This is a genomic window from Celeribacter sp. HF31 (assembly GCF_011806455.1).
GTDB lineage: Bacteria > Pseudomonadota > Alphaproteobacteria > Rhodobacterales > Rhodobacteraceae > Celeribacter.
This window is the reverse complement of record NZ_JAATOT010000004.1, coordinates 51,031-76,496: the sequence shown is the minus strand read 5'-3', so window position 1 is coordinate 76,496 and position 25,466 is coordinate 51,031. Positions and strand designations below refer to the sequence as shown.

The window sequence follows — 25,466 nt, the reverse complement described above, 5'->3', positions numbered from 1 at the left end:
ACTATGATTAAATATTGGTGCTAGCATTCCCCATAAGTTGAAAACACTGGGACAAAACATATGACAAAAATTGCATGGATCACCGGGGCGGGCTCCGGCATTGGCGCCGCCATGGCGCGGGGCTTTGCCGAGGCCGGGTATCGCGTGGCTTTGACGGCACGCGGACGCGAGAGCCTTGAGGCGGTGGCGGCCACCCTGCCCGACCCCGAGGCCGCTTTGATCCTGCCCGGCGACGTCACCGACCGCGCGGGCATGGCCAAGGCCGCCGAGACCATCGTGGCGTGGTCCGGCGGGCTTCATGTGCTGTGTAACAACGCGGGGCTCAACATTCCGAAACGAAGCTGGGCCGATCTGGATTGGGAAAGCTGGGACCGGGTGATCGACGTCAACATCACCGGCGCACTCAATGTGATTGCCGCCTGCCTGCCGATCATGCGGGCGCAAAAGGACGGCGTGATGATCCACACCTCGAGCTGGGCCGGTCGGTTTCATTCACCGGTCAGCGGCGTGGTTTACGGCGCCTCGAAACATGCGCTGTCCGATCTGTCGCTGAGCCTCAACGACGAGGAGGGCAAGAACGGCATCCGCTCCACCGCGCTTTGCCCCGCCGAGGTGGCGACCCCGCTCTTGGCAAAACGCCCCGGTTTCGATGCCGCGAAAATGGCCGCGATGATCCAGCCCGAAGACATGGCGAAGACCGCGCTCTTTGTGGCGGAGATGCAGCCCGGCATTTGCCTGCCTGAAATTGTCCTGAGCCCTGTTCGCACATCCTGAGCCCTGTTCGCACATAACGCATCAATAAAGAGACACGCACATGACCCATCCTGTCCCCCATCCTGTCCATGGCATCGACCATTGTTTTGCCCTCGTCGACGATCTCGACCACGCCGCCGCGCAGTATAAGGCGCTTGGCTTTACCCTCTCGCCGCGCGGCACCCATTCCGCCGCCAAGGGCACGGCGAATTACACCATCATGTTCCCCGACGATTATTTCGAGCTTTTGGGCGTCGTCACCCCGACCGATCTGAACGCCCCTCGCCGCGAGATGTTGACCACCATGGGTCAGGGGCTTCATGCCATCGCCTGTCGTATCGACGATGCCGAAGCCGCCGCCGGTGCTCTGGGTGATTTGGGCATCGCCACACAGGGGCTTGGCAGCTTTTCGCGCCCGGTCCCCCTGCCCGATGGGTCCGAAGGCACCGCCGCCTTTTCCACCGTCAGCTTTACGCCGGAGGAGGTTCCGCTGGGCATGGTTTTCATGTGCCAGCACAAGACCCGCGAAACGGTCTGGGTTCCAGAGCTGTTGGAACATGCCAACACCGCCTGCGGATTGGACGCGGTGCTTGCGATCTCCGACACACCCGAAGAGGACGCCCCGCGCTTTGCCCGGCTTTGGGCCGACGGCGCAGTCCACACAGAGGATGGGCTGACCACAATCGAGACCGGCCCCAACTCCGCCCCGCTGATCCTCGCCACAGCCGACCGGATGGCCGCGCTCTATCCCGGCATTGACCTTTCCGCGACGACCAAGGGCGCCTTCACGGCCCTTCGCCTCAAAGTACGCAGCCTTGAAACCCTCCGGCATTGCCTTAAAGATGCGCATGTAAATATGTTTGAGACCGCCACCGGTCTGGCCGTGGGGCCCGAATTTTCAGCCGGTGTCCTTTTGGAGTTTGTTGCCACATGACAGAGCCTCGCCCCCGCAAAACCGGATCGAAACCGATCGAAAGCATGACCTTCGACGAGACCGACCGACGCATTCTTGAGATTCTACAACAGGACAGCGACACGCCGATTCAGGCGATCTCCGAAGCCGTCGGCCTGTCCACCAACCCCTGCTGGCGCCGCATCAAGCGGATGGAAGAAGCCGGCGTGATCAAGAAACGCGTGGTCCTCGTGGATCAGACCCGCGCCAATGTGCCCCTGACCGTGTTCATCGGCGTGAGCACTTCGCGCCATGAAATTGATTGGCTCAACACCTTTCGCGAGTTGATCGACGAGATCCCGGAAGTGGTCGAAGCCTATCGCCTCACCGGGACCGTGGATTACATTCTCAAGGTGGTGGTGCCGGACATGGCCTCCTATGATGCCGTCTACAAACAGATGATCCAGAGACTGGAATTCAGCCAGGTCAATTCGATGATTTCCATGGAAGAGCTGAAATTCACCACCGCTATTCCGACCTCTTATTTGTAAGATATACGCTCTCTCCCCCTGCGCTCTGCGCGCTCCTTCATTGCTGGTCAGACTGGCGGGTCAGAGACGTCAGACCGGGGCAAAAGCGCGACCAGTCCCTGCGACAGTTTACCGATAAGGCCTTAAGCAGGCCTCTTTGATACCTTTCAGGTATTAACGGAGATTGAGCGAAGCATTGAGGACCAAGCACGCCACGGTCAAACTCTGCGCCAGACTTGGAAAACCCCGCGCGATCTGAACCAAGGATACGCCTCGCTGCCTCAGGCGGTACTTTATCTCTTCATGTCGATCGCGGTTGAGGATCATCAGACTATCAAACTGTTTTGCTTGTTTGCCCAACTTCCGCTCAGCCAGAGCTAGGTCAAGGATTTCCACTTTGTGGGGCTTTGAATCTCTTTTTTGCCATGGCGATCATCATACAGAATGAGATCTCGTGTTGGCCAAAGCACTGCAAACTGTGACTATGTCGCAAACAAGGAATCACACGCAGGGAACCAGATATGGGCTTGAACACTGATGCGCGGCCCAGTCGTCATGGGACGACAGACGAAGAAAGCCGAATGTTTCATCAAGCCGAAGAGAACTTACAGCAAGCAAAAGAAGCTCTTCGATTAGCCCAAGAAGCCTACGACAGGCTAGCTGCCCGACGACCGATTAGGATCCCTGCGCGGAAGCGGAAACAGCTTCAGAATCGCAAATCGTTGACCGATGAAGAAAGGCGTGCGCGTTGTCGAGAGGCCGAACGTCGTGCCATGAAGCGACGTCTCGAACTCCGAGAGCAGGTTCAGAAGCGTGCATTTATCTACAGCTTTGGGGCCGACATCAGCATTGTGCGACCGATGAACTGGTGGCGCTGTTTCAGGAAGTCGGGTCCCTGGATCAGTTCGCCAAAAGGCTTGCGATCACACGCCGCGATGCCATTCACGGTCTGAAAGCGGCTGGGTTTGACGTTGTAGAAAATATTGCGAAGGCATGGGAAGGCGGGAAATCTCTGCGTGCCCTGAGCCAAGAGCATGGGCCGACGCCCCAGTCCATATCCAAGTGGATCAAGTCGACCGGACGCACAATCAAGCCACGAAATTCAAACCAGAAATATGATCGCGCCCGCATGTATGAGCTGTCTGATGATGGATGGACAACAAACAAGATCGCTAGAACTATGCGTCTCAGCTGGGCGACGGTGCAAAGGTGCAAGACAAGTTGGTGGGATGCAAAGAACACGCAGCCTTAGCTGATGATTGTTCCATCGATCCTTTCTGACTTCAGACCCGGCATCCGACGGGTCGGGCGGAAACCGGAAGTTCGCTGCACTTGCGAACGCAACCTTGCCAAATCGTGGAAGCGGACATTCCGCCACGATCACGCCGCCGGAACGTCGTGGTCAGAATTGAGTTATGCGGGGGCCTTCGCCCGAACGATCTTGGTCGGCCTCAGCCTCGTCGACGACTTCCTCGTGCAATGCTTCGGGTTCGATCTTTTCTGCAGGGGCCGCGTTGACCGCTTTGCTTGCATCCTCTTTTGCTTGATCGAAATCTCTCCTTAGGACGATCGGGCGCTCCGCTTTGATAGCCTTCCCGGAAGCGAGGAACTCAAACCTGCCGAGGTTCGGTATCAGTCGCGCGTGTTGACTGCTGTAGACGCTCTCCAAAAAGGACAGGCTCGTTTGGTCAATGAGTGAGTGGGTCAGGAACGTATTGCATTGGGAGAGTATTGTCTTGCTTACAAGGGCTGTGCGTTGGCTGATAACCATCAGACCCACACGGTACTTTCGTCCTTGAAGTGCAATTTGTCCAATTCGGCTAACTACATATTGCGTATCCGAGTCAAAACCTGACCCAAATACCTCTGGGAGGATTGTGTGAGCCTCCTCCAAGACAATCAAGATTTGTCGAGCTCGTCGGTTAGCTTGAGCCCACCTCATGATCGTCGAGAGATATAGCTCTGTAAGGCGAAGAGTTGCCTTCGTATTTGTGATCTCGGCGAGTTCGAATATCGCCAGGTAATTTTCCTCGCTCTTCAAAAAATCGTTAATTTGCTCTTCGGCAGCACTACTTATTTTATCAACGCCTTTCTGAAGGACTTTCTTCTCTTCGGGGGCTCCAAACTTTCCGGTGGCGACCTCGAAAAGCTGGTCTTCGAGCCACTTTGATTGGGTGTCGGTCGGCGAAGGAAAAATAGGACCCAGCTCGCTGAGCCGAGCAGCATAGTCACCGGTAAAATCCACGCAGAAGACTTTTGTCTTATTGGCTACTGCTTCCCGAACAATATCGAGCGCCATCTCTGTCTTGCCGGTTCCAGTGACGCCAAGGACTGCAGTGTGGTATTCGACAAGATCGTCTAATCTCGCGACTGCGGAAATATTCGTTGAAGGCACCTTTCCTATTTCGACTTCGCGATCACCTACAATCGGGACATCGAAGCTGCGCGATGAAGCCGAGAAGATCGGGGTATTCATCGCAGGCAACCACTGGTACTTCGTGAAACCTTCCTCCGCGGTATAGACACCTAGCTGGGCTGCTTGGACCACGTGTGTGCCGCGAGGGTTCTGATCGAAGGTCTCCTCATAGGTTTTGGCATCTATAATCTGATAGAAAATGTCTTGTCCCTTAATCCATACAAAAACGACATCACCCTCGTGAAGGTCTGATCTCCCCGAGACTTCAAATTGAATTAATCCTATGCTGGAGTTCTCCACTACAAAGCCTACCAATTGGGCGTCGTCAGAGCCACTTAGATTCTTCAAGAATTCCTTGGTTTGCTCATCGTCATGGCTGCTGCAGACCAGACTCGTCGGAAGAATGATCGGCCTAGCGAGTTCACCAACGCAAAGCGCAGTCCCTATGACTTCCGTCCCTTGGGTTTGAGCAAACAGAGACAGAACGAAACGTTGTGTGCCATCGGGCAAGCTGGCCGTGAACAACCGGTTTGAGCGCCAAACAGTGTCTGAGTTTAGCTTCACACGGATGATATCCGGGTGATCTACGCGAACGATTGTGCCAACTGTCAGTAGTGCTTCGGTCGATGAGCGTTCGGCTCTGAACTGCCTGATCGCGGCGATGAAACGTTCAACGGGTTTCGCAACCACGATCGCCAGCCAGAAAAAAGGAGAGTACTCAAGGTAGCTGCGTCCGTACAGCAGGAAGCAACTATGGATATGATCGCAGGGATCGAGAAAAGCACCTCCCCACTGCCGAAGTTTCCGACGAGACGATAGGCAAGGTGACCTACAGGCGACCGCTGCTCCGTGTCGTGCATCAGAAGAGCATATGCTGCGAGCGTCACAACCCCGACGCAGAAAAAAATACCCACAACACGTGCCATGCCGACAGCTTCTGCCCCAACCGCAACCCCATTTAAGTCCATCGTTGCAAGGACCAGAGCCGCACCGACACCGCTAACTATCGCGTCTCTATCCGGGATAAACCAAGGAGCCGAAAGTAGCGCGAGGAACCATTACGACATCGCGCTGAGAAGCCAGACCGACTCTAATGCGCCTGTTGGAACCACGTTGCCGCTAAACGCGACATAAATGGCGTACGCGATTGTAATGTTTGCAAAAAGGCTCAGAAGCCTTGCGCGTATTGTGAGGTAAGACATCTGAGCTCCGAGTAGGCAAAGAGAGGCTTTAGGCAAGTAGCAGGGTGACTGTTGCGAGCCTCTGCGGAAACGCGCCATTTTGCAACCGCAGACCGTCGCACGATGCTGCAACAGGGTCCGTTTTCGGAGAACGCTTCATACCTCAGTCGGTCATTGCGCGGGAGAAAGAAGGTTTCGAACCGGATACCTGTCCTTGGCGCAGCTGCAGCGAAAGCTGACTTCGTTCCGCAGACTGTGGGGTTGCTGGCACTCAATTCTCGCGCGTGCAGCGAATGTCCATTCTGACGTGCTGCAGCGCAACAGCCAATAGAATGCGAAATGCCGGCTTTGGGCGCGTTTGTTACTTAACCGGTCCTGCCGCCATCCCAGCATTGCATAGGCGCTTTCCGTGCATCGCCGTCCTAAAGATCTAGCGAAGCATCACGTAAGAGGGGGCGAACCGGATACTCGCGGCTTGCCCACAATCATCCGGTTCGCGGTGATTGGGTCAGTTTATGACGTAAAAGCCAATTTCGTCTGACGTTCTACAATTTGAAAAGTGGCGGACCGAGGAGGATTCGAACCCCCGACCCCTTGATTCGTAGTCAAGTACTCTATCCAGCTGAGCTATCGGTCCACTGGAGGCGGGGAATACATATAAGCTCGGAGGGGTGCAAGAGGCATTTGTCAGAAAAATGAAAAAACATTCTCGAAATACTTCTGCCGCTCAACGTGCAGGCGCTTGCTCCTTTTCCGGTGCCAGGGCGCCGCGCTGGGAATAGCCTTTCGGCAAATGTATGGCGAAGGCCGTGCCGGTCTCGTCGGAACGTTCCAGCACAAGCTGGCCGCCATGCCCGCGCACCAGTTCGGCGGAGATCGCAAGGCCGAGGCCGAAACCGCCCTTGCGCGTGCCGCCCTGAAACGGCTGGAACAGGTATTCGCGCGCGCGCGGCGGCAGGCCCGGTCCGGTGTCGATCACGGAGAGCACCCATTCGTCCTCATCTTCGCGCCCCGAGACGGAAATCTCGCCATGATCGCAGGTCGCCATGATCGCCTGACGGGCGTTGCGCACCAGATTGGACAATACGCGGTGCATCTGTTCCGGGTCGGCGCGGACGACCATGGTGGCGGGGATATCTTCGGCAAAGGACAGATCGAAATCACCGATGGAGAGGCGTTCGCCCTCGATCACCTCGCCCACCAGTTCGGCCAAACGCACGCCGGTGAGCGTTGGCGCAGGTTCTTCAGCCTTGCCGAAAGCCAGCGTGGTTTCACAGAGGTTCACGGCGCGCTGGATCGAATTGACGAGCTTTGGCGCAGAACGGGTCACGGCAGGGTCTTGGGACATTTCCAGCCGGTCGGTGAAAAGCTGCGCCGTGGTCAGGATGTTGCGCAGATCGTGCGAGACTTTAGCAACGGCACCGCCAAGTTGTGCCAAGCGCTCTTTTTGCCGCAAGGAGGCCGTGAGTTCGGTTTCCATAACCTTAAGCGCCACTTCGGCTTCGCGCAGCTCTGCGACCTTGGCGGAGGGGGTGATGATGCGGCGGGCGTCTTCGGGCGCCTGCGTGTAAGACGTCATTGCCCCCACCACGCGTTTGATCGGCCGCACCAAAAGCGCGCGCACCGCAAGAAACAACAGAAACGCCGTGATGAAAGAGATCACCGCCGACAGCAACAGAATGCGAAAGCCATAATCCAGCATCGCCATGCGCAGGGGCGCTGTGGGGAGCGTCACCTCGATCAAAAGTCCAGCCTGTTTGACCGGATCGCCGATCACCCGGATCACGCGCTCCTCAGGATCGAAAAGCGTCACCATGGCGTCCCGGATCAACTCAAACGCGGTGGCATTGCGCAGATCGTAGGTGGCGTGCACCTGATCGGGGATCGGAGAAGACAGGACCAATTGGCGAATCTCATTGCGGCGCAGCACGACGTTATAAACGCCTGCATTCGCCAAAAGTTCGTCTTCGAGGTCCATATCGAGGCTGTCATTGGCCAAGAGCGCCAGAGAGGCGATCTGAGCGCGTTCCAAACGGGACAGAAGGAAATCTTCGCGAAAACGTGCGACAGAGGGCATGAAAATCATCACCTCGGCGGCCATCACGAAAATGACCGTCAGGATCAGGAAGCGCCCGGACAGGGTGTTGATGAAACGCGGTAACGTCATGGCTCCTCTTCGCCGCATGGGGCCGCCCGTCAGGGCACAAGTCTCTGAATTGTCTTGACGATCGCCTTGACCTTGCGGCTGTCGAACAGTCTCGGGGTAAAATAGGCGCTTACGACGCGTTTGTTAAGTTCGGCCAATGTGGGATATGGCGCGACCATCCCCGCGATTTTGCTCATCTTGAGTTTGAGCGACAGGACGAGCGACCAGAATGCGATCAATTCGCCCGCGTCCGGGCCGACAATCGTGACGCCCACGGGGCGGGATTTGACCACCATGAGCTTGATGAAACCGGGGCCAGACCGCCCGGTCGCAATCGCGCGATCATTGCCGGAGACCTCGGCGCGGACGATTTCCAACTTGTCTTGATAGGTCTCGCGGGCCTGCGCCTCGGTCAGCCCGACCTGCGCCAGTTCGGGGCTTGTGTAGGTGGCGTGCGGGATGTGATGGGTTGCGGCCTTCGCAGGCAGACCGAACAGAAGCGCGCGCACGATGACCCCGGCCTGATAGCCCGCCACATGGGTGAACTGCATGCCGCCCGCCACGACATCGCCGATGGCGTAAATGCGGCGATTGGAGGTGCGCAGGTTGGGCCCGACCTTGATGCCGGTCTTGGAGCGATCCACATCGGCGTGTTGCAGGCCCAGGTCTTCACAATGCGCGCGCCGTCCGGTGGCGACCAAGAGATGCGAGCCTGTGACGTTTTGGCCATCCGACAGGCTGACCGAAATCGCACCATCCGTACCGGACACACGCTCAGCCCCTGTGCCTTCGATCAGGGTCACGCCTTCGTCTCGCAGCGCGGCTTTGACGATCTCGGCAGCCTCCGGGTCTTCGCGGCCCAGCGCGTCAAACGCTTCGATCACTGTGACCTGCGCGCCCAACCGCCGATGCGCCTGCGCCATTTCCATGCCGATCGCGCCGCCACCGAGGATGATGAGATGATCGGGACAGGCGCTCAGCGACCAGAGCGTTTCATTGGTGAGATAGGGCACGGAGGCGAGGCCCTCGATCTCCGGCACACGCGGGCTTGAGCCCGTGGCGATGACAAAGCGGCGGGCCTTGATGGTCACACCGCCCGCCTCCACCGTCTTGGGCGAGGTAAAGCGCGCCTCGGACCGGATGACTTTGCAGCCCAGACCCTCAAACCGCTCCTGACTGTCATGCGGGGCAATGGTGGCAATGCTTTGGCGGACATGTTCCATGGCGGCCGGGTAACTCATGCCAGCGCCCGCGGCATGCAAGAGCGCCTTCGACGGCACACAGCCGGTGTTGAGGCAATCGCCGCCCATCACGCCCTTCTCGATCAGCACGACCCGCGCGCCCATCTGAACCGCACCGGCCGCGACGGACAGTCCGCCCGAGCCAGCACCGATCACACAGATATCCGTCTTGAGTTTGCTCATGTCGCCTCCTTGCGTTCCCGCCAAGCCTTCCACAAAACCGGCAAAAGTGCGAGCAGGCAAAGCCCGAGCAGCGGGAAGAGGATCTGCGGCTCAAAGACAATGGCGAGGTTCGGCGTCTCGCCTTTTTCGAACACCATGCCGAGGCCGGCGCCCACAGACGTGTAAACCAATGCGCCCGGAATGATGCCCAGCGCGGTCGAGATCACGAAACGCGAGAACGGCACACCGAAAAGTGCGGGCAGGAGATTGGCAACGAAGAAGGGCACCACGGGCAGGAAACGGATCAGGAAGAGCATCGACCATTGGTTCTCGTCGATGCCGCGTTTGATCTTGTGAATGCGCCCCTCAGAGGCATCGATCTTGCCCGCCAACCAATCGCCAAGCCCCCAGCGCGCCGCGAGGAACAGGACGGAGGCACCAAGGACAGCACCGGACATATTATAAAGCACGCCGGGAAACGTGCCGAAAAGGAACCCGCCGGTCAGCGTCGCCACCGTTGCGCCGGGCAAGGAGAGCGCCACAATCACCGCGTATATTAGGATGAAAAGAACAACGGCCAGCCCGGCATGGCGTTCGGTATAGTCCACAAGCATCGCGCGATTCTCGGACAAAGCCTCGAAACTCAGTTGATCGCGCAGCAGGACGGCCAATCCGAGGGCCAGGCAGGCGAAAAGGCTTAAAATCCAGACATGGTTTTTGTGCGCTTTGGTTTTACCGGCTTTATCCTGCACGTTTGCCCCTGTAGAGATGCGATTTGCGGCAAGATGGGCCGCCTCGGCGCCTGTGACCAGCATTTTGCGCCCTCTTCACGGCTCAGTGATAGGCTGTCATGAGTTTTCGGCGCAGCAGCGCCCATTGTTACAGAATTTTGTTTTCGAATTCTGGCGCATGAGAATTGACAACGGACTGAAGGCCTCCTATTGGCAGGGCTTCGAACGATTACTCGCCTTCGAATCCCTTTGTCATGCCACGCGGTCTCTTGGCCATACGGTTTGATGCCAGAGGGATTTGGGCCCCAACGCAACCGATGGAGATAGCGCGATGAAACGCACCTATCAACCGAGCAACCTCGTCCGCAAGCGCCGCCACGGCTTCCGTGCGCGTATGGCCACCAAAGCGGGCCGCAAGGTTCTGAACGCCCGCCGTGCTCGCGGCCGCAAGTCCCTGTCCGCATAAGTCCTGTCCGCGTAACTTACGCTTTCGGGACGCCTGAACAGGCTGACGCGCATATAGGCAAACGACGATGACACCGCCGGACGCACCCACAGCAAAGGCCATGGCCGGAGCGCAAGGGTCGCAGTCGGCGGTTTTGTCATGCGCGGATCATGCCGCAACGCTCACAACCCTCGCCAAGCGCAGTGATTTCCTGAAAGCCGCCCGCGCGCGTCGTCAGGGCACAGCGAGCTTTTTATTGCAGGGCCGTCAGCGTGGCGAGGCCGAAGAGTCTCAGGGCATTCGGGTCGGCTACACCTGTTCCAAAAAAGTCGGCAACGCCGTCGCCCGCAACCATGCCAAGCGACGCCTGCGCGAAGCGGCGCGTCTGGTGATCCCGGAATTAGGGCGCGACGGTTGGGATTATGTGCTGATCGGCAAAAAGAGCGACACGAGCGAACGCCCCTTCGATCTTTTGCTCAAAGACCTGCGATATGCACTGAAAAAAGTTCACGGAGAGCACAGATGACGCCTCTGGCCTTTGTCGTCTCCCTCCCCGTCCGCGCCTATCGCCGCATTTTTTCGCCCTTTGTCGGGCACAATTGCCGCTACCAACCGACCTGCTCGGCTTACGCGATGGAGGCCTTGGAAAAACACGGCGCCTTCAAAGGCTCTTGGCTGACCATCCGCCGCATCGGGCGCTGTCACCCGCTGGGCGGCATGGGCTATGATCCGGTGCCAGAGCCCAAATCGACACAGGACAAGACCGAGGAAAAGCACGATGCTTGACGATCTCGACGATATCCACCCGCTGTTCCACGGCGCGCCCTCCACGACGGAGTTCAAAAAGCTGCGCAAGCGGATCATCCGCAATGTGCGTGAGGCGATTGAGCAATACGGGATGGTCGAACGCGGCGCGAAATGGCTTGTGTGCCTCTCGGGCGGCAAGGACAGCTATACGATGCTGGCCGCGCTCTATGAGCTGAAATGGCGCGGCATGTTGCCGGTTGAATTGGTCGCCTGCAATCTCGATCAGGGTCAGCCGGGGTTCCCCGCGACGGTGTTGCCGGACTTCTTGGAGCGTATGCAGGTGCCGCATCGCATCGAGTATCAGGACACCTATTCCATCGTCATGGACAAGGTGCCTCAGGGCCGGACGTTTTGTGCGCTTTGCTCGCGTCTGCGGCGCGGGAATCTCTACCGAATCGCGCGCGAGGAGGGCTGTACCGCCGTGGTGCTGGGTCATCACCGCGACGACATTCTCGAGACCTTTTTCATGAACCTTTTCCATGGCGGGCGCTTGGCGACCATGCCACCGAAACTGGTAAACGAAGAAGGCGATCTTTTCGTTTACCGTCCGCTGGCGCATGTCGCCGAAGAGGATTGCGAGAGATTCGCCCGTGCGATGAACTACCCGATCATTCCCTGCGATCTCTGCGGCTCTCAGGACGGCTTGCAGCGCCAGCAGGTCAAGCAAATCCTGGACGGATGGGAGAAAAACAGTCCCGGTCGCCGTCAGGTGATGTTCAAGGCGCTGACCAATATTCGGCCCTCCCATATGATGGACCCGAAGCTGTTCGACTTTCTTGGCCTTTCGTTAACGGGTCGCACGGAGACGGGAACAAATACAGAAAATTCTATGGAAATCCCGAGGTTGCGTTAACCGCACGACTACTTTCTTGGGTCAATGTCCCCTGTGTTGACGGTCAATAGACCAGCCATGACACCACAAATGACTCGGGACAGGACGCATGCAAAGAACCATCGCTGACACGCTTCACCGCCTGCGCGATGCCCTGACGGGGCCACATACCATTGCCTTTCTGCCGGCGCTCTGCCTTGGGGCTTATTGGTATGGCGGGGAACAGATGTTGGTCCTTTGTGCCCTGGCGCTCCCTGCCCTTGTCGCTCTGCTCAATCTGTTGCCGAACTTGACCCGTCGCGACGCAGATCAGGACCTCCAAACCACGGACGGCTTGACCCGTCTGCCATTACGCGCCCGGGTTCTACATACGCTCGATCAGATTCTCGACTCGCGGGATGTCACCGGGCGCACGACCGCGTGCCTTGCACTTGAAATCGACGATTTCCGGGGATTGTGCTCGACATTTGGCGATCCGGCTGGCGACTTGATCCTCAAGACAGCCGCGCGTCGCATTCAAGACGTTCTGCGCGAACACGATACGGTGGCCCGCCTGAACGGTCCGCGGTTCGCGATTGCCTTGGCTCCCGTGCGTTGCGCCGATCTGGAAACGCTGATTCAGCTGTCTTCTCGCATTCAGGCTGCTTTGTCTGAACCCTACTCGATCGATGCCACGAAAATTTTTGCCACATGCTCTATCGGCTTTTGCATGCCCGGTCGTGCGCCTGCGCAATCAGGACAAGCGTTCCTTGATGCGGCCGAAATTGCTTTGAGCGATGCGCGTCACAACGGTCCCGGCTCCATTCGGGCTTATTCGCCCAATCTGGCCCCGCGCACGCTTGAACACGGCAGCCTGAGTGCCGATCTTGGCGCGGCCTTGGAAAACGGTCAGATCATCCCCTGGTTCCAACCGCAGATTTCCACGGACACGGGTGAGGTATCTGGCATGGAGGCGCTCGCACGCTGGGCGCATCCGGACCGCGGCATTCTCTCTCCCGGACAATTCATGTCCGACATCGAGGAGCTCGGCCTTCTTGAGCGCCTGAATGAGATTATGCTCTACCACGCGCTTATGGCGATCAAAACATGGGACAAAGCCGGTTTTCACGTGGCCTCCGTGGCCGTCAATTTCTCGCCCACAGATTTGGCCAACCCCAAAATCGTGGATAAAATCCGATGGGAGCTGGATCGATTTGAGTTGGAACCGTCCAGATTGAGCGTCGAGATTCTCGAAAGTGTCATTTCCTCTTCGGACAACGATACCATCAGCCGCAACATCTGGGCCCTCAAGGAGATGGGCTGCGGCATTGATCTCGATGATTATGGCACGGGTCATGCCTCCATCGCCAATATTCGCCGGTTCGCAGTGAAACGTATCAAGATCGACCGCTCCTATGTGACGCGATGTGATCTGGACCGGGACCAACAAAGCATGCTTGCGGCCATTCTGACCATGGCGGAACGTTTGGATTTGGAGACCCTTGCCGAAGGTGTGGAAACTGTGGGCGAACACGCGATGCTGGCCCAACTCGGATGTGACCATGTGCAGGGTTTCTCCATTTCGCGACCGATGTCTTTTGAAAAAACACTCGGCTGGATGGACAGTCACAACCGCAAATTGGCCCAAACCCCGCAAATAGGACGCCGCGCCAGTTGATCACTTTGCCGCATTTTCCAAAAGAAATGGCCGAAACTGCTTGACGTCGGGCCCTCTGGGAGGTTGAACCACCCGAGACTGAATTCCAACAATCGGGCGGCCTAGATGGACGATCAAAACAAGAACCTGATTCTTGCCATTGTGCTCAGTGGCATCGTGTTACTCGGGTGGACAATTTTCTTCCCGGCGCCAGAGCCCGTCACGGATCCGAATGCTCCGGCCGTCACGCAATCGGCGTCGGATGCCACAGGTGCCGCGACTGCGCCTCTGGCAGACCCGGCGAGCGATGCTCAGGGCGCCGTGAATGAGACCGCCACCCAAACCGCCGATGCCCCGCGCATTGCGATCGATACGGCCCGGCTGATCGGGTCTATCTCGCTCGTTGGCGGTCGGATCGACGATCTTTCGCTCAAGGATTATACCGTCGATGTCGACAGCGACGAGTTGGTCAAGCTTCTGACGCCGGTCGGCACGGACACGCCCTATTTTGCGTCCTTTGGCTGGGCTCCTGGTGGGGCGCTGAGCCTCGAAGATGTGCCGGGCACCAACACGCTGTGGTCGGTGGAAAGCGGTGAGACTCTGACCTCGGAAACGCCGGTGGTTCTGGTTTGGGACAACGGCAAAGGCGTGACCTTCCGCCGTACGATCGAGGTTGATGAGAATTTCATGTTCTCGGTGACCCAGTCGATCGAGAACGCTTCGGGTGCCGCCATTCGGGTCGCCACCAACAACGAAATCGTACACCTCGGCAAGCCCGAGAATCTGACGCGCCTGCTGGTGCATGAGGGCGCCATTCGCGAAAGCAATGGCACGTTGGAAGAAATCAGCTTCAAAAGCGGCTTTCTGAAAACCAAATTCGACGAGCTGAAAGCCGACCCGCGCTGGGGCGAGCATGCCGAGTTGGAAGAGGTGACGGAAAACGGGTGGATCGGTTTCACCGATCACTATTGGATGACCACCCTTATCCCGAATGCGACCGACGCCTTCACCTCTGTCGTGACCTATCACGAAGCCAGCGACACCTATAAGACCGTCGCGCGCTATCCGGCCGTGGACATCGCCGCAGGCAGTTCTTACGAAGTGTCTTCGCGCCTCTTTGCGGGGGCCAAGCAATGGGAAACCATCCGCACCTATGAGCGCGAGGGCGGCGTCTACAAGTTCAGCGATTCGACCGATTGGGGCCTGTTCTTCTTTATCACAAAGCCGATCTTCCGCATCCTGCATGCGCTGAACGGTCTGATCGGCAACATGGGTTGGGCGATCATCCTTCTGACGCTGATCATCAAGGGCATCATGTTCCCGCTGGCCTATAAATCCTACGTCTCCATGGCGCGAATGAAAGAGCTTCAGCCGGAGATGGAAAAGCTCAAGGAAGCCGCTGGCGACGACAAGGAAAAACTCCAGCGCGGCATGATGGAGCTCTACAAGACGAACAAAGTGAACCCGGCTTCCGGCTGTTTGCCGCTGTTGCTGCAAATCCCGGTGTTCTTCTCGCTCTACAAGGTGATCCTGGTCACCATCGAATTGCGGCATGCCCCCTGGGTCGGCTGGATCCGTGACCTCTCCGCGCCGGACCCGAGCTCGATCCTGAACCTCTTCGGTCTCCTGCCCTTCGCCGCGCCGGAAGCGGGCTCTGCTCTCGCCTTCCTGAGCCTCGGCGTGCTGCCGATCCTTCTGGGCATCTCGATGTGGCTGCAACAGAAACTGAACCCGGCGCCGACCGATCCGTCGCAGGCGATGATCATGGCCTGGATGCCCTGGGTGTTCATGTTCATGCTCGGCAATTTCGCCTCGGGTCTAGTGCTCTACTGGATTTGCAACAACACGATCACCTTCACACAGCAATATCTGATCATGCGCAGCCACGGACACAAACCGGATGTCTTTGGCAACATCATGCGCTCGCTCAGGCTCAAGAAAAAGGACGCCTGATCAAGGCGTGATCCCGATGGATTTACACTTTCCCATCGCTGAACCAGATGCGGCGGCCTTGGAGAAGGGCCGCTTGCTGTTTGCGGGCGAAACCGATTTTCTCAAAGGCGTCGTCGCCATGGACGGCATGCCGCCGGACGACCGTTTGGAGGTCTGTTTCGCGGGCCGTTCCAACGTGGGGAAATCCTCGCTGATCAACGCGCTGACCGGGCGCAAGGCGCTCGCCCGCGCCTCGAACACGCCGGGCCGGACGCAGGAGATCAACTTTTTCACCTGTGCCGACAGCCATTACCTCGTCGACCTTCCGGGCTACGGCTTTGCCAAAGCGCCGGTGAAAACCGTCGAGAAATGGCAACGCCTTTTGAAAGCTTACCTGTCTGGCCGCGCAACCCTGCGCCGTGCTTTCGTGCTGATCGACAGTCGCCATGGCGTGAAAGAAGTGGATGAGGAGATCATGACGCTCCTGGACCGCTCCGCCGTGCCCTTCCAGACCGTGTTGACCAAAGCCGACAAAGTCAAGGAAGCCGAACGCCAGAAAGTCATCGAACAGGTCCGGGGCGCGGTGTCGAAACACCCCGCCGCCTACCCCGAATTGATCGTGACCTCGTCTGAAAAAGGCTGGGGCGTCGATGTTTTGCGTGCGGTGATTGCCACGCTTATCTGAGCCGCTTGGCCTCGCGTCGGGAAAATTGTATTGAGGATCAAACCCTCATCTGGATTCCCGAACATGAAGAAGCAAGACATGAACCGAGATTGGATCGCGACCGCCCGCACTCTTTCCCAAGCGCTGCCTTATTTGCAGCGATACGAAGGCGCGACCGTCGTGATCAAGCTCGGCGGTCATGCGATGGGCTCGGACGAGGCGATGGAAAGCTTTGCCCGCGATGTCGTGCTGATGCAGCAGGTTGGTGTGAAGCCGGTGGTCGTCCATGGCGGCGGGCCGATGATCAACAAGATGCTGGCCGATCTCAACATCCAGTCCGAATTCGTCAACGGCAAAAGGGTGACCGACAAGGCGACTGTCGAGGTCGTCGAGATGGTGCTCTCGGGCCTCGTGAACAAAAGGATCGTGCAGGCGATCAACGGTCAGGGCGGCCGCGCTGTCGGGATTTCCGGCAAGGACGCAAACCTGATGGTCTGTGAGCAAACCGACCCCTCGCTGGGCTTTGTCGGGACGCCGGTGTCGATGAACCCGTCGATCATCAAAGAGCTTGGCGATGAGAACCTGATCCCGGTGATCGCGCCTGTGGGGGCGGGCCGCAATGGCGAGACGTTTAACGTCAATGGCGACACCGCGGCGGGCGCGATTGCGGGCGCACTGCACGCCGATCGGCTTCTGCTTTTGACCGATGTGTCGGGGGTGAAGGACGGCAATGGCGAAGTTTTGACCGCGCTCAGCTCGCAACAGATCAAAGATTTGACCGACTCCGGCGTCATTGCGGGCGGCATGATCCCCAAAACCCAAACCGCGCTCGATGCGCTTCGTGACGGGGTGCGGGCCGTGGTGATCCTCGACGGGCGCGCACCGAATGCGTGCCTTTTGGAGCTTTACACGGAACACGGCGCGGGCTCGCTCATTCGCGACACGCAGCCCCGCGTGAAACCGTCGAAGATGACATCCTGATGTCTCGTCGTCTGATCCTGATGCGCCACGCCAAATCGGGATGGGACGATCCCCGGTTGGATGACATCGACCGTCCTTTGAATGCGCGCGGTCAGCGCAATGCGGTGACCATGGGCACATGGCTGAAGGACAAGGGATATATTCCCGATCAGGTGCTGGTCTCTTCGGCCGTGCGCACCCGCGAAACGCTTGAACGCGTGACGCGCGGGCTTGGCCTTTGTCCGCCGGAGACGGTGCTGGACACGCTTTATCTCGCGTCGGAACACCGGATCATGAGCGCCTTGAAACAGGCAACGGGCGATTGTGTCTTGGTGCTCGCACACAATCCCGGCATCGGGGAGTTTGCCGCGCATTTCGCATCTCATCCCCCGCTGCACCCGGATTTCCTGCGCTATCCGACGGCGGCGACGGCGGTGTTCGATCTCAAGGCTCCGACTTGGGCAGAGGCGCGGTTCGGGGAAAATGAGGTAGTGGATTTCGCCATCCCCCGCGAGTTGGAAGCCGCCGAGTAAAAAAGGGCGCCGAGGCGCCCTTTTGTCTGTTCTGAGGACCGATCTCAGTGGCCAAGAATTTGTGAGAGGAAGAGTTTTGTCCGCTCCGATTTCGGATTGTTGAAGAACTCTTCCGGCTCGTTCTGTTCGACGATCTGGCCCTGGTCCATGAAAATGACACGGTTCGCGACCTGACGGGCAAAGCCCATCTCGTGGGTCACGCAGAGCATGGTCATGCCCTCTTCCGCCAGTTCGATCATGGTGTCGAGCACCTCCTTGATCATCTCCGGGTCGAGCGCCGAGGTCGGTTCATCGAACAGCATGATCCGCGGTTGCATACAGAGCGAGCGGGCGATGGCCACACGCTGTTGTTGTCCACCCGACAGCATACCGGGGTATTTATGCGCCTGATCCGGGATTTTCACCTTTTCCAGGAAATGCATCGCCAGCTCTTCGGCCTCGCGTTTCGGCGTTTTGCGCACCCACATCGGCGCCAGCGTGCAGTTTTCCAGAATGGTCAAATGCGGGAAGAGGTTGAAGTGCTGAAAGCACATGCCGACTTCCGAGCGGATCTTGTCGATGTTCTTGAGATCCGAGGTCAGCTCGGTCCCATCGACGATGATCTTGCCCTGCTGGTGCTCTTCGAGACGGTTGATACAGCGGATCATCGTGGATTTGCCGGAGCCGGAGGGCCCCGCGATGACGATCCGCTCGCCCCGGTTCACAGTCAGGTTGATGTCACGGAGAACGTGAAATTCGCCGTACCATTTGTTCATATTCGTGATCTGAATGGCCACCTCATCGGAGACGGTCAGTTTAGAACGGTCAATAGCGCGGTCTTCTGCGAGAGACATATCTGGTCTCCTTTCTTAACGATGATCGGTGCGGAGCTTGCGCTCCAGCCACTGAGAATATTGTGACATGGCGAAACAGCAGATCCAGAAGACCCCGCCGATGAAGATGAACAGCTCCCAATAGATGCCGTTCCAGGCTGCGTTGGCACGGATGGCGTTGGAGAGGCCCAGCATGTCGTAGATGCCGATGAACATCACCAGCGTGGTGTCCTTGAACAGGCCGATAAAGGTGTTCACGATGCCCGGGATGGAGATTTTCAGTGCCTGCGGCATGATGATCAGGCGCTGCGCTTTCCAATAATCGAGACCGAGCGCGTCGGCCGCCTCATATTGACCTTTCGGCAGAGCGGCGAGACCGCCCCGGATCACCTCGGCCATGTAAGCCGACGAGAACAGCGTCACCATGATGATCACCCGCAAGGTCAGATCGAACGTCGTGCCCGGCGGGAGGAAGTAGTTGAGCAAAAGCGAGGCGGTGAACAGGAGCGTGATGAGCGGCACGCCGCGGATGAACTCGATGAACCCCACACAGATGGTTTTCACGATGAACAGGTCCGACTGACGGCCCAGCGCCAGAACGATGCCGATGGGCAGCGAGAGCGCGATGCCGGAGATGCCGATGATCACACAGATCATAAAACCGCCGAGATCGCGGCTTTGGACCTCTTCGAGATGCCCGATCGGCGCCACGGCATTGAGGCCCTCGACCACCGACGGGCCGATGAAAAGCCACCAGATCACGGCCACGGCAACAGCGGCAATCGCCGACAAAGCCATGGAACCGTAACGATCCACCACCTTGAACGCCACGCCACCAAGGAGGAAACCGACAGCCACGGAGGTCACCCCCCAGATCGGGCCGCCCCAGACCAGCCAGACCATCAGGAAGGGGAAGGCCATGGTGAGGTAGAGCATCTTGCGCGGCACTTTGTCGAACAGCACCGGCGCCAGAGAGGCCAACATCAAGACGAAGGCCAGATTGGCGCGCCAGTATTGGCTTTCCGGGTAGAACCCGTAGAGCAACTGGTTCCAGCGCTCTGTCAAAACGGCCCAACAGGCGTAATGGGTGTTGCCGAAGCGCTCATTGAGGATGGTCCGGCATTGATCCAGAGAGGTCGCGTCCCAGACGCCGCCAAAGAGCCATGGAAGTGTTCCGGCGAGGATTTTGTAGATCACGAAGATCGACACAATCGTCAGGATCGAATTGAACCAACCTGAGAACAGGTTCTCACGGACCCAGCGTGTAAACCCGACCTGAGAGCGTGGCGCAGGCTGCTGTTCCAGCATCTCCTTGCGCACATATGAGAGGGAGTTTGTGTTGCTCATCTCAGCGCTCCTTCAGTCTGACGGATTTGTTGTAGACGTTCATGCCCGACGAAATCAGCAGGCTGACAACGAGGTAAATCGCCATCATCAAGAGCATACATTCCAACTCCCGCCCCGTCGTGTTGAGCGTGGTGCCGCCCAGGGTCGAGCGCAGGTCCATATAGCCCACGGCCAGAGCCAGCGAAGAGTTCTTCGTCAGGTTCAGGTATTGCGAAATGAGCGGCGGGATGATGACCCGCAACGCCTGCGGCAGGATCACGAGGTTCATGGTCCGCGACGGGCGCAGGCCGAGTGCAAAAGCGGCCTCGGTCTGGCCTTTGGAAATGGCGAGAATGCCGGAGCGCACGATTTCGGCGATGAAGGACCCGGTGTAAAAACTCAGCGCCAGCCAAAGCGCCAACATCGAGTTGCGCATGTGCAGACCACCGCCGAAGTTGAAGCCCTTGAGCTCCGGGTAAGACAGGGTGATCGGGCGGCCCATCACGAAATAGACGAGGATCGACGGGACGAAAAAGATCGCCAGCTTGATCCAGAAATTCGGCAGGATTTGCCCGGTCGCCTCAAAGCGGCGCTGGGAGAATTTGCCAAAAGCCCAGATACCCAGAAGCGACAGAAGGAAGGTGATGACGACAAACACCGACCCGTCGCCCCAGACCGGCGCCGGGATATAGGTGCCGCGATTGGTCACCGCCACACTGTCCCAAAGCCACATGGAGGCCGCCGGATCATCGCCGCGGAAGGCGCGCGGCGCGGGGAGGGCTTCGGAGAGCACCGCCATGAAGGCGAGAATCCACAAAAGCACCGGGATGTTGCGGAAGCTCTCGACATAGAACGTCATGATCCGCGCCGTCAGCCAGTTTTTTGACAGGCGCAAGACCCCTGCGATGACCCCGATGATCGTCGCCAGTATACAGCCCAGAACGGCGATCAGAAGCGTGTTGAGAAGCCCCACCAAAGTCGCCCGCCAATGCGGATCGTCCGAGGTGTAAGGAATGATTTGTTGGTTGATGTCATAGGCCGCACGATTGAACAGGAACCCGAAGTCGATGTCCTTGCCCAAAGCCGATAGGTTGATGATCGTGTTGCGAATGAGAAAAGCCGCGATCAACATGAACGCCAGCATCGCAATCACCTGAATGGTGATCGAACGATACCGCGTGTCATAGATCAGCTGGCTTAGCCGAAAGCCCTGATCTTCCGGCGTATTTGTCGCTGTCGTCATGAGTGACGGTCCCCTGTTTCCCAGAAAAAGCCCTACAACCGCCCGGAATTTCCCGTTCGCGCATTTGATGGTTTTGAAGTGTGCAGAGCCAGAAAGGCAAAGGGCGCGGAGTGTGATCCGCGCCCTTCCCTTTTGTCAGTCTTAGCGGAAGGGCGGCGAGTAGATCAGGCCGCCTTCGGTCCACTGAGCATTGAGGCCCCGAGCCAGACCCACCGGGGTGTTCTCACCGATGTTCTTCTCGAAGCTTTCGCCATAGTTGCCAACCTGGGTCAGGATGTTCAGAGCCCAGGCGTTGTCGAGACCGAGCATCGCGCCCAGTTCACCTTCGACACCCAGAAGACGGTTGATCTCCGGGTTTTCGGTGCCGTTGGCCATTTCGGCCGCATTCGCGGAGGTCACGCCGTATTCTTCGGCCGCGATCATCGCGTTCAAAGACCAGCGCACGATGTCGCCCCAGTTGTCATCGCCATGACGCACGAGCGGGCCGAGCGGCTCTTTGGAGATGATTTCCGGCAGAACCACGTAACCTTCCGGGTTCTCGAAGGACGCACGCGAGGCGGCCAGAGCGGAGGCGTCGGTGGTGTACACGTCGCAAGCACCGGCGAGGAACTGCGTCTGAGCTTCGGTGAAGCTTTCAACCGGAACCGGTTCGTAATCCATGTTGTTCACACGGAAATAGTCAGCAAGGTTCAGCTCGGTCGTGGTACCGGTTTCGATACAGACCGTCGCACCGCCCAGCTCTTTTGCGGAGGACACGCCGAGATCTTTCGGCACCATAAAGCCCTGACCGTCATAGTAGTTCACGCCGACGAAGGTGTTCTTCAGGTCGACGTCACGCGAGAAGGTCCAGGTGGTGTTGCGGGCCAGCATGTCCACTTCGCCGGAGGCGAGCGCGGTGAAGCGCACCGCGGAGGTCAGCGGCGTGTATTCGACGGCCTCGGAGTCACCCAGAACAGCAGCGGCCACAGCACGGCAGACGTCTACGTCAAAGCCAACGAAGTTGCCGTTTGCATCCGGAGCAGCAAAGCCCGGGGTGCCCGGGTTCACGCCGCATTTCAGAACGCCACGCTCTTTCACGGCGGCCAGCGTGGAGGAATCCTGGGCCATCGCGGTACCGGCAGCCAGACCTGCCAGCGTCAGCGCGCCAAGAAAAACGGATTTTTTCATATTTACCTCTTCCTGATAGTGCGCCGTTTGCGGCGCTTCTTCTCCGACCCTCCCTGTGGGCCGGGGGCGATATCGAAATGAGCAAATGCCCTTTCAATGAGCTTAGTTTGGGAGGATTCATTCCAAAACGTCAAGGCCATGATCACGTTTCCGCATGGGAACGCGGCGTTTGATCAAATTGCTCGCAGGAATGCGCGGGAATTAAACGTCTCGCGACAGCAACCGCCCTTTAATTGACCGCGCGGTAAAACAAAGCTGCCTGAACAAAGCTTTGGCGTTTGATTTCGGCGGCCTCCGCGGCCTCTTCATCCTCGCCCCATTGCTCGATCTGGTAATCCTCATCAACGCGCGAAAGCCGCCAGGCCTCCTCTGCGTCAAGATGCCCCTCCGTCACGGCAAAGCCCAGAATCAAAGAGCCCGAGAGGCTGACCAGATCGTGAAAGGCCGCAAGCTCAAACGCCGTGAAGCCATGAGTCTTGTCCCGCAGCACGGCCAAGGCTGCCTCCGCCTGAGGCGCATGCATAATCCCGGGGCGCGGCTCCAACCGTGCCCCAAGCGCGCCTTCTGCCCAATCGAGCAGCGGGTCCCAGAGATCGGCTTGGCGTGCGACAAGCTCCTGCGGATGCTCGGCGCGGTAGCACAAAAGATCGCTGTCGCCATAGTCCGCCAGCATATCGGCCACTTCGGCGTGCTGGATCGACACTTTGTCAATCGCCGCATTGGCGCCGCGCGTCGCGGGCATGGTGTTCGGGTCGATCACGCCGTCCTGCGCGTCCCATTCCGCCGCGACCAAATCGGCCAGCGCGCGGGTCGGCAGGATCAGCGGCATCTTCGCAGGCGTGCGTACCGGACGACCATCGAGATGCACCTCGAAGCCCTCCTGTGCCTCTGCCACAACCGTGTCTTTCCAGAACCGTTTCGCTGCCCACTCTGCCACGTCTTAGCCTTCCCTCATCTCATCAAGCCATATCTCATCAAGCGCGCCGTCGAGCTGGTCGAACCGATCCAACACCGTGACCGCGCCCGCGCTCATCAGCGCCTCTTTGCCGTGATAGCCCCACCGCACGCCGATGCCCCGCACCCGCGCGGCGCGCGCCATTTCCATGTCATAGGTCGTGTCGCCGATCACGACCGCCTCTTCTGCCGCGACACCGCAGTCCACCAGACAGGTCAGCACCATTGAAGGATGCGGTTTCGACGGGTGATCGTCCGCGCTTTGCGTCGACATGAAGAGATCGGCGAAGTCCCATTCCTGCATCAGCGCGTCCAAACCGCGACGGCTCTTTCCCGTGGCAATCGCCAGATAAAGATCGTCCCGCGCGCCCAACCGACGCACCGCCTCTTCGGCGCCCGGGTAAAGCGGCGAGGCGGCGGCGCCTTGCGCCAGTCGGTGCTGTTGAAAGGCGTCTTTATAGGCCTCAACCATCCGGGATAGCGTGGCCTCATCCGCCTCGGGCGCCAGTTCGCGCAGCGCAAGCGGCAGGGACAGGCCAACAATCGACAGGATCGTGTCGCGCGTCGGCATCGCCAGCCCCACCGCCTCGAATGCCGCCGCCATGGACAGGACGATATGCGCCTGACTGTCGACCAGCGTGCCGTCTACGTCAAAGATGACAAGCTTCATCCACGAAGCTCCTCAAAGGGATCGTCGGCGGCGAGGTCCTCGGTCCAGCCAAAGGTCTCCCAGCTGTGTGCCATGTGCTCCGGCAGGGGCGCGGTTACAGTGATCACCTTGCGCGTCGCCGGGTGTTCAAACGTCAGGCTGCGCGCATGCAGGTGCAATTTCTTCGAGATGATGCCGCCCAATTGCGCGCCCCAGCCATCGCCGAGGTTTTCCTGCCCGGAACCGCCATATTTGCCGTCCCCGATGATCGGGTGACCGATCTCCGCCATATGCGCACGAAGCTGATGGGTGCGGCCGGTGATCGGCTCCATCGCGACCCAACTAGCCCGCGCGCCAACCCGGTAGAGCGTCGCGTACAGCGTATGCGCGCGTTTCGCGCCTTCAGTCGCGTCGATGTCGCGCGGGTGGACGGCGATCATCTTTTCACCCTCGCCCGATTTGCCGCGCCCGCGCGCCTTCACCAGACCGTATTTGATCTCGCCCAGATAGGGCGTCGGCACACCCGCGACCAAGGCCCAGTAGATTTTGCGCGTGTTCTTGTGCCGGAAGGCCTCGGTCAGTTTCGAGGCCATCGCCGGCGTCCGCGCCAGCGCCAAGACACCCGAGGTGTCCTTGTCGAGCCGGTGCACGAGGCGCGGTTTCTCCGGGAAATCGCCCTGCAGCGCGGCAGACAGTCCGTCGACATGGCGCGTCTGTTTCGAGCCGCCTTGTGTCGGCAGGCCCGCCGGTTTGTTGATCACGATGATATGCTCATCCTGATAGATCACCGCATCGCGCATCATCCTGGCGTCCGCCGCCGAGATATTCGTCACGTCGCGTTTCGGTTTCGGCGCATTCTCATCCGGCAGCGGCGGCACGCGGATTTCCATCCCCGGACCGACCCGCGTGTTGGATTTCGCGCGCGCGCCATCGACGCGAATCTCGCCCTTTCGGCACATCTTTTCGATATTGCCCTGCGTCAGTTGCGGAAACATCTTGCGGAACCAGCGATCAAGGCGCTGTTCCGGTTGATCCTCTTCGATGGTGATTGTCTGAACCCGGCTCATGCGTAGAAACTCCGTGCGGAATAAAGGCCGAGGGCGATGCCGCCAAGGGCGAGGAAAAGCGTGCCGATGACATAGGCGGCGGCGATCCCGTAATCGCCGCGTTCGAAAATGGTCATCGTGTCGAGGGAAAAGGCCGAATAGGTGGTGAACCCGCCCAGCATTCCGGTCATCAACAAGGGCGCGAAGCGGTTGCCGTTTTCATGCGCCAGCACGACGACAATCACACCCATGAGGAAAGAACCGAGGAAATTCACGAACATCGTGTTCCAAGGAAAGCTCTTGCCAAAGAGGTGGGTCATGCCCAATCCCGACAAATAGCGCGCCGAGGCGCCGAGCGCGCCGCCCAGGGCGACTTGAATCAAAGGTGCCATATCCGTGTCTCCGTCT

24 protein-coding genes and 1 tRNA gene are annotated in these 25,466 nt (G+C 58.7%); 12 read left to right on the top strand and 13 right to left on the bottom strand.

The features are described from left to right. Window positions 1–60: 60 nt before the first annotated feature. Genes HCZ23_RS09390 through HCZ23_RS09380 form a run of 3 tightly spaced genes read left to right on the top strand, consistent with a single transcriptional unit; the run spans window position 61 to window position 2,196 of the window. A complete protein-coding gene (locus tag HCZ23_RS09390) occupies window positions 61–774 on the top strand; it encodes an SDR family oxidoreductase (protein WP_167601480.1) in 714 nt (237 codons plus the stop codon). A 40-nt stretch (window positions 775–814) separates the two neighbouring features. Continuing rightward, window positions 815–1,687 (top strand): VOC family protein, encoded by an 873-nt coding sequence (locus HCZ23_RS09385; RefSeq protein WP_167601479.1) that lies wholly within the window; start codon window positions 815–817, stop codon window positions 1,685–1,687. Continuing rightward, window positions 1,684–2,196 (top strand): Lrp/AsnC family transcriptional regulator, encoded by a 513-nt coding sequence (locus tag HCZ23_RS09380; protein ID WP_217703163.1) that lies wholly within the window; start codon window positions 1,684–1,686, stop codon window positions 2,194–2,196. The genes HCZ23_RS09385 and HCZ23_RS09380 overlap by 4 nt, the downstream gene beginning before the upstream one ends. A 1,381-nt stretch (window positions 2,197–3,577) precedes the next feature. On the opposite strand, the gene HCZ23_RS18315 is transcribed toward HCZ23_RS09380, so the two are convergent. From HCZ23_RS18315 to HCZ23_RS09350, 5 genes are all read right to left on the bottom strand, one after another. Then, entirely contained in the window at window positions 3,578–5,281 is a 1,704-nt protein-coding gene (locus tag HCZ23_RS18315) for a DUF87 domain-containing protein (protein WP_167601477.1), read from the bottom strand. Between the two features lie 1,051 nt (window positions 5,282–6,332). Then, window positions 6,333–6,409 (bottom strand) — tRNA-Arg (locus HCZ23_RS09365). 90 nt (window positions 6,410–6,499) lie between these two features. Continuing rightward, window positions 6,500–7,939, bottom strand: a complete 1,440-nt coding sequence (locus tag HCZ23_RS09360; RefSeq protein ID WP_167601476.1) for a HAMP domain-containing sensor histidine kinase — start codon at window positions 7,937–7,939, stop codon at window positions 6,500–6,502. Window positions 7,940–7,968: 29 nt separating this feature from the next. Then, window positions 7,969–9,342: an NAD(P)/FAD-dependent oxidoreductase gene (locus HCZ23_RS09355; RefSeq protein ID WP_167601475.1), complete on the bottom strand. Its 1,374-nt coding sequence runs from the start codon at window positions 9,340–9,342 to the stop codon at window positions 7,969–7,971. After that, window positions 9,339–10,136, bottom strand: a complete 798-nt coding sequence (locus HCZ23_RS09350; RefSeq protein ID WP_167601474.1) for a TVP38/TMEM64 family protein — start codon at window positions 10,134–10,136, stop codon at window positions 9,339–9,341. The genes HCZ23_RS09355 and HCZ23_RS09350 overlap by 4 nt, the downstream gene beginning before the upstream one ends. Window positions 10,137–10,383: 247 nt before the next feature. Between HCZ23_RS09350 and rpmH the strand changes: the two genes are divergently transcribed. The 9 genes from rpmH (at window position 10,384) to HCZ23_RS09305 (ending at window position 17,861) form a co-directional block, all read left to right on the top strand. Then, window positions 10,384–10,518, top strand: coding sequence for a 50S ribosomal protein L34 (gene rpmH / locus HCZ23_RS09345; RefSeq protein ID WP_043868490.1), 135 nt, complete (start codon window positions 10,384–10,386; stop codon window positions 10,516–10,518). Between the two features lie 67 nt (window positions 10,519–10,585). After that, window positions 10,586–11,023, top strand: coding sequence for a ribonuclease P protein component (gene rnpA / locus HCZ23_RS09340; RefSeq protein ID WP_167601473.1), 438 nt, complete (start codon window positions 10,586–10,588; stop codon window positions 11,021–11,023). Then, window positions 11,020–11,283: a membrane protein insertion efficiency factor YidD gene (yidD, locus tag HCZ23_RS09335; protein ID WP_167601472.1), complete on the top strand. Its 264-nt coding sequence runs from the start codon at window positions 11,020–11,022 to the stop codon at window positions 11,281–11,283. Before rnpA ends, yidD begins: the two co-directional genes overlap by 4 nt. Then, entirely contained in the window at window positions 11,276–12,157 is an 882-nt protein-coding gene (gene ttcA, locus HCZ23_RS09330; protein ID WP_167601471.1) for a tRNA 2-thiocytidine(32) synthetase TtcA, read from the top strand. The genes yidD and ttcA overlap by 8 nt, the downstream gene beginning before the upstream one ends. An 88-nt stretch (window positions 12,158–12,245) precedes the next feature. Continuing rightward, window positions 12,246–13,793 carry a bifunctional diguanylate cyclase/phosphodiesterase gene (locus tag HCZ23_RS09325; RefSeq protein WP_167601470.1) on the top strand — a complete coding sequence of 516 codons (1,548 nt, stop codon included), beginning with the start codon at window positions 12,246–12,248 and terminating at the stop codon, window positions 13,791–13,793. Between the two features lie 105 nt (window positions 13,794–13,898). After that, window positions 13,899–15,725: a membrane protein insertase YidC gene (gene yidC / locus HCZ23_RS09320; RefSeq protein WP_167601469.1), complete on the top strand. Its 1,827-nt coding sequence runs from the start codon at window positions 13,899–13,901 to the stop codon at window positions 15,723–15,725. 16 nt (window positions 15,726–15,741) lie between these two features. Then, window positions 15,742–16,389, top strand: a complete 648-nt coding sequence (gene yihA / locus HCZ23_RS09315) for a ribosome biogenesis GTP-binding protein YihA/YsxC (RefSeq protein WP_167601468.1) — start codon at window positions 15,742–15,744, stop codon at window positions 16,387–16,389. A 63-nt stretch (window positions 16,390–16,452) separates the two neighbouring features. After that, window positions 16,453–17,349, top strand: coding sequence for an acetylglutamate kinase (gene argB, locus HCZ23_RS09310; protein ID WP_167601467.1), 897 nt, complete (start codon window positions 16,453–16,455; stop codon window positions 17,347–17,349). Further along, window positions 17,349–17,861, top strand: coding sequence for a histidine phosphatase family protein (locus tag HCZ23_RS09305; protein WP_167601466.1), 513 nt, complete (start codon window positions 17,349–17,351; stop codon window positions 17,859–17,861). The genes argB and HCZ23_RS09305 overlap by 1 nt, the downstream gene beginning before the upstream one ends. A gap of 44 nt (window positions 17,862–17,905) precedes the next feature. On the opposite strand, the gene HCZ23_RS09300 is transcribed toward HCZ23_RS09305, so the two are convergent. The 8 genes from HCZ23_RS09300 to crcB all read right to left on the bottom strand — a co-directional run bounded on the left by HCZ23_RS09300 (window position 17,906) and on the right by crcB (window position 25,450). Next, a complete protein-coding gene (locus HCZ23_RS09300) occupies window positions 17,906–18,694 on the bottom strand; it encodes an amino acid ABC transporter ATP-binding protein (protein WP_167601465.1) in 789 nt (262 codons plus the stop codon). 15 nt (window positions 18,695–18,709) lie between these two features. Then, the gene (locus HCZ23_RS09295) at window positions 18,710–20,020 is read right to left on the bottom strand and encodes an amino acid ABC transporter permease (protein WP_167601464.1); all 1,311 of its coding nucleotides are present in this window, start codon (window positions 20,018–20,020) and stop codon (window positions 18,710–18,712) included. Window position 20,021: 1 nt separating this feature from the next. Next, a complete protein-coding gene (locus tag HCZ23_RS09290) occupies window positions 20,022–21,242 on the bottom strand; it encodes an amino acid ABC transporter permease (protein ID WP_167601463.1) in 1,221 nt (406 codons plus the stop codon). A 141-nt stretch (window positions 21,243–21,383) separates the two neighbouring features. Then, on the bottom strand, window positions 21,384–22,409 hold the full coding sequence (locus HCZ23_RS09285; RefSeq protein ID WP_167601462.1) for an amino acid ABC transporter substrate-binding protein: 1,026 nt from the start codon (window positions 22,407–22,409) through the stop codon (window positions 21,384–21,386). Window positions 22,410–22,638: 229 nt separating this feature from the next. Beyond that, window positions 22,639–23,346 (bottom strand): ATP12 family protein, encoded by a 708-nt coding sequence (locus HCZ23_RS09280; RefSeq protein WP_167601461.1) that lies wholly within the window; start codon window positions 23,344–23,346, stop codon window positions 22,639–22,641. A gap of 3 nt (window positions 23,347–23,349) precedes the next feature. Further along, window positions 23,350–24,033, bottom strand: coding sequence for an HAD-IA family hydrolase (locus tag HCZ23_RS09275; RefSeq protein ID WP_167601460.1), 684 nt, complete (start codon window positions 24,031–24,033; stop codon window positions 23,350–23,352). Further along, window positions 24,030–25,079, bottom strand: a complete 1,050-nt coding sequence (locus HCZ23_RS09270; RefSeq protein ID WP_167601459.1) for an RluA family pseudouridine synthase — start codon at window positions 25,077–25,079, stop codon at window positions 24,030–24,032. Before HCZ23_RS09270 ends, HCZ23_RS09275 begins: the two co-directional genes overlap by 4 nt. After that, complete coding sequence (gene crcB / locus HCZ23_RS09265; RefSeq protein WP_167601458.1) at window positions 25,076–25,450, bottom strand: fluoride efflux transporter CrcB; 375 nt, start codon at window positions 25,448–25,450, stop codon at window positions 25,076–25,078. The genes HCZ23_RS09270 and crcB overlap by 4 nt, the downstream gene beginning before the upstream one ends. Window positions 25,451–25,466 lie beyond the last annotated feature (16 nt).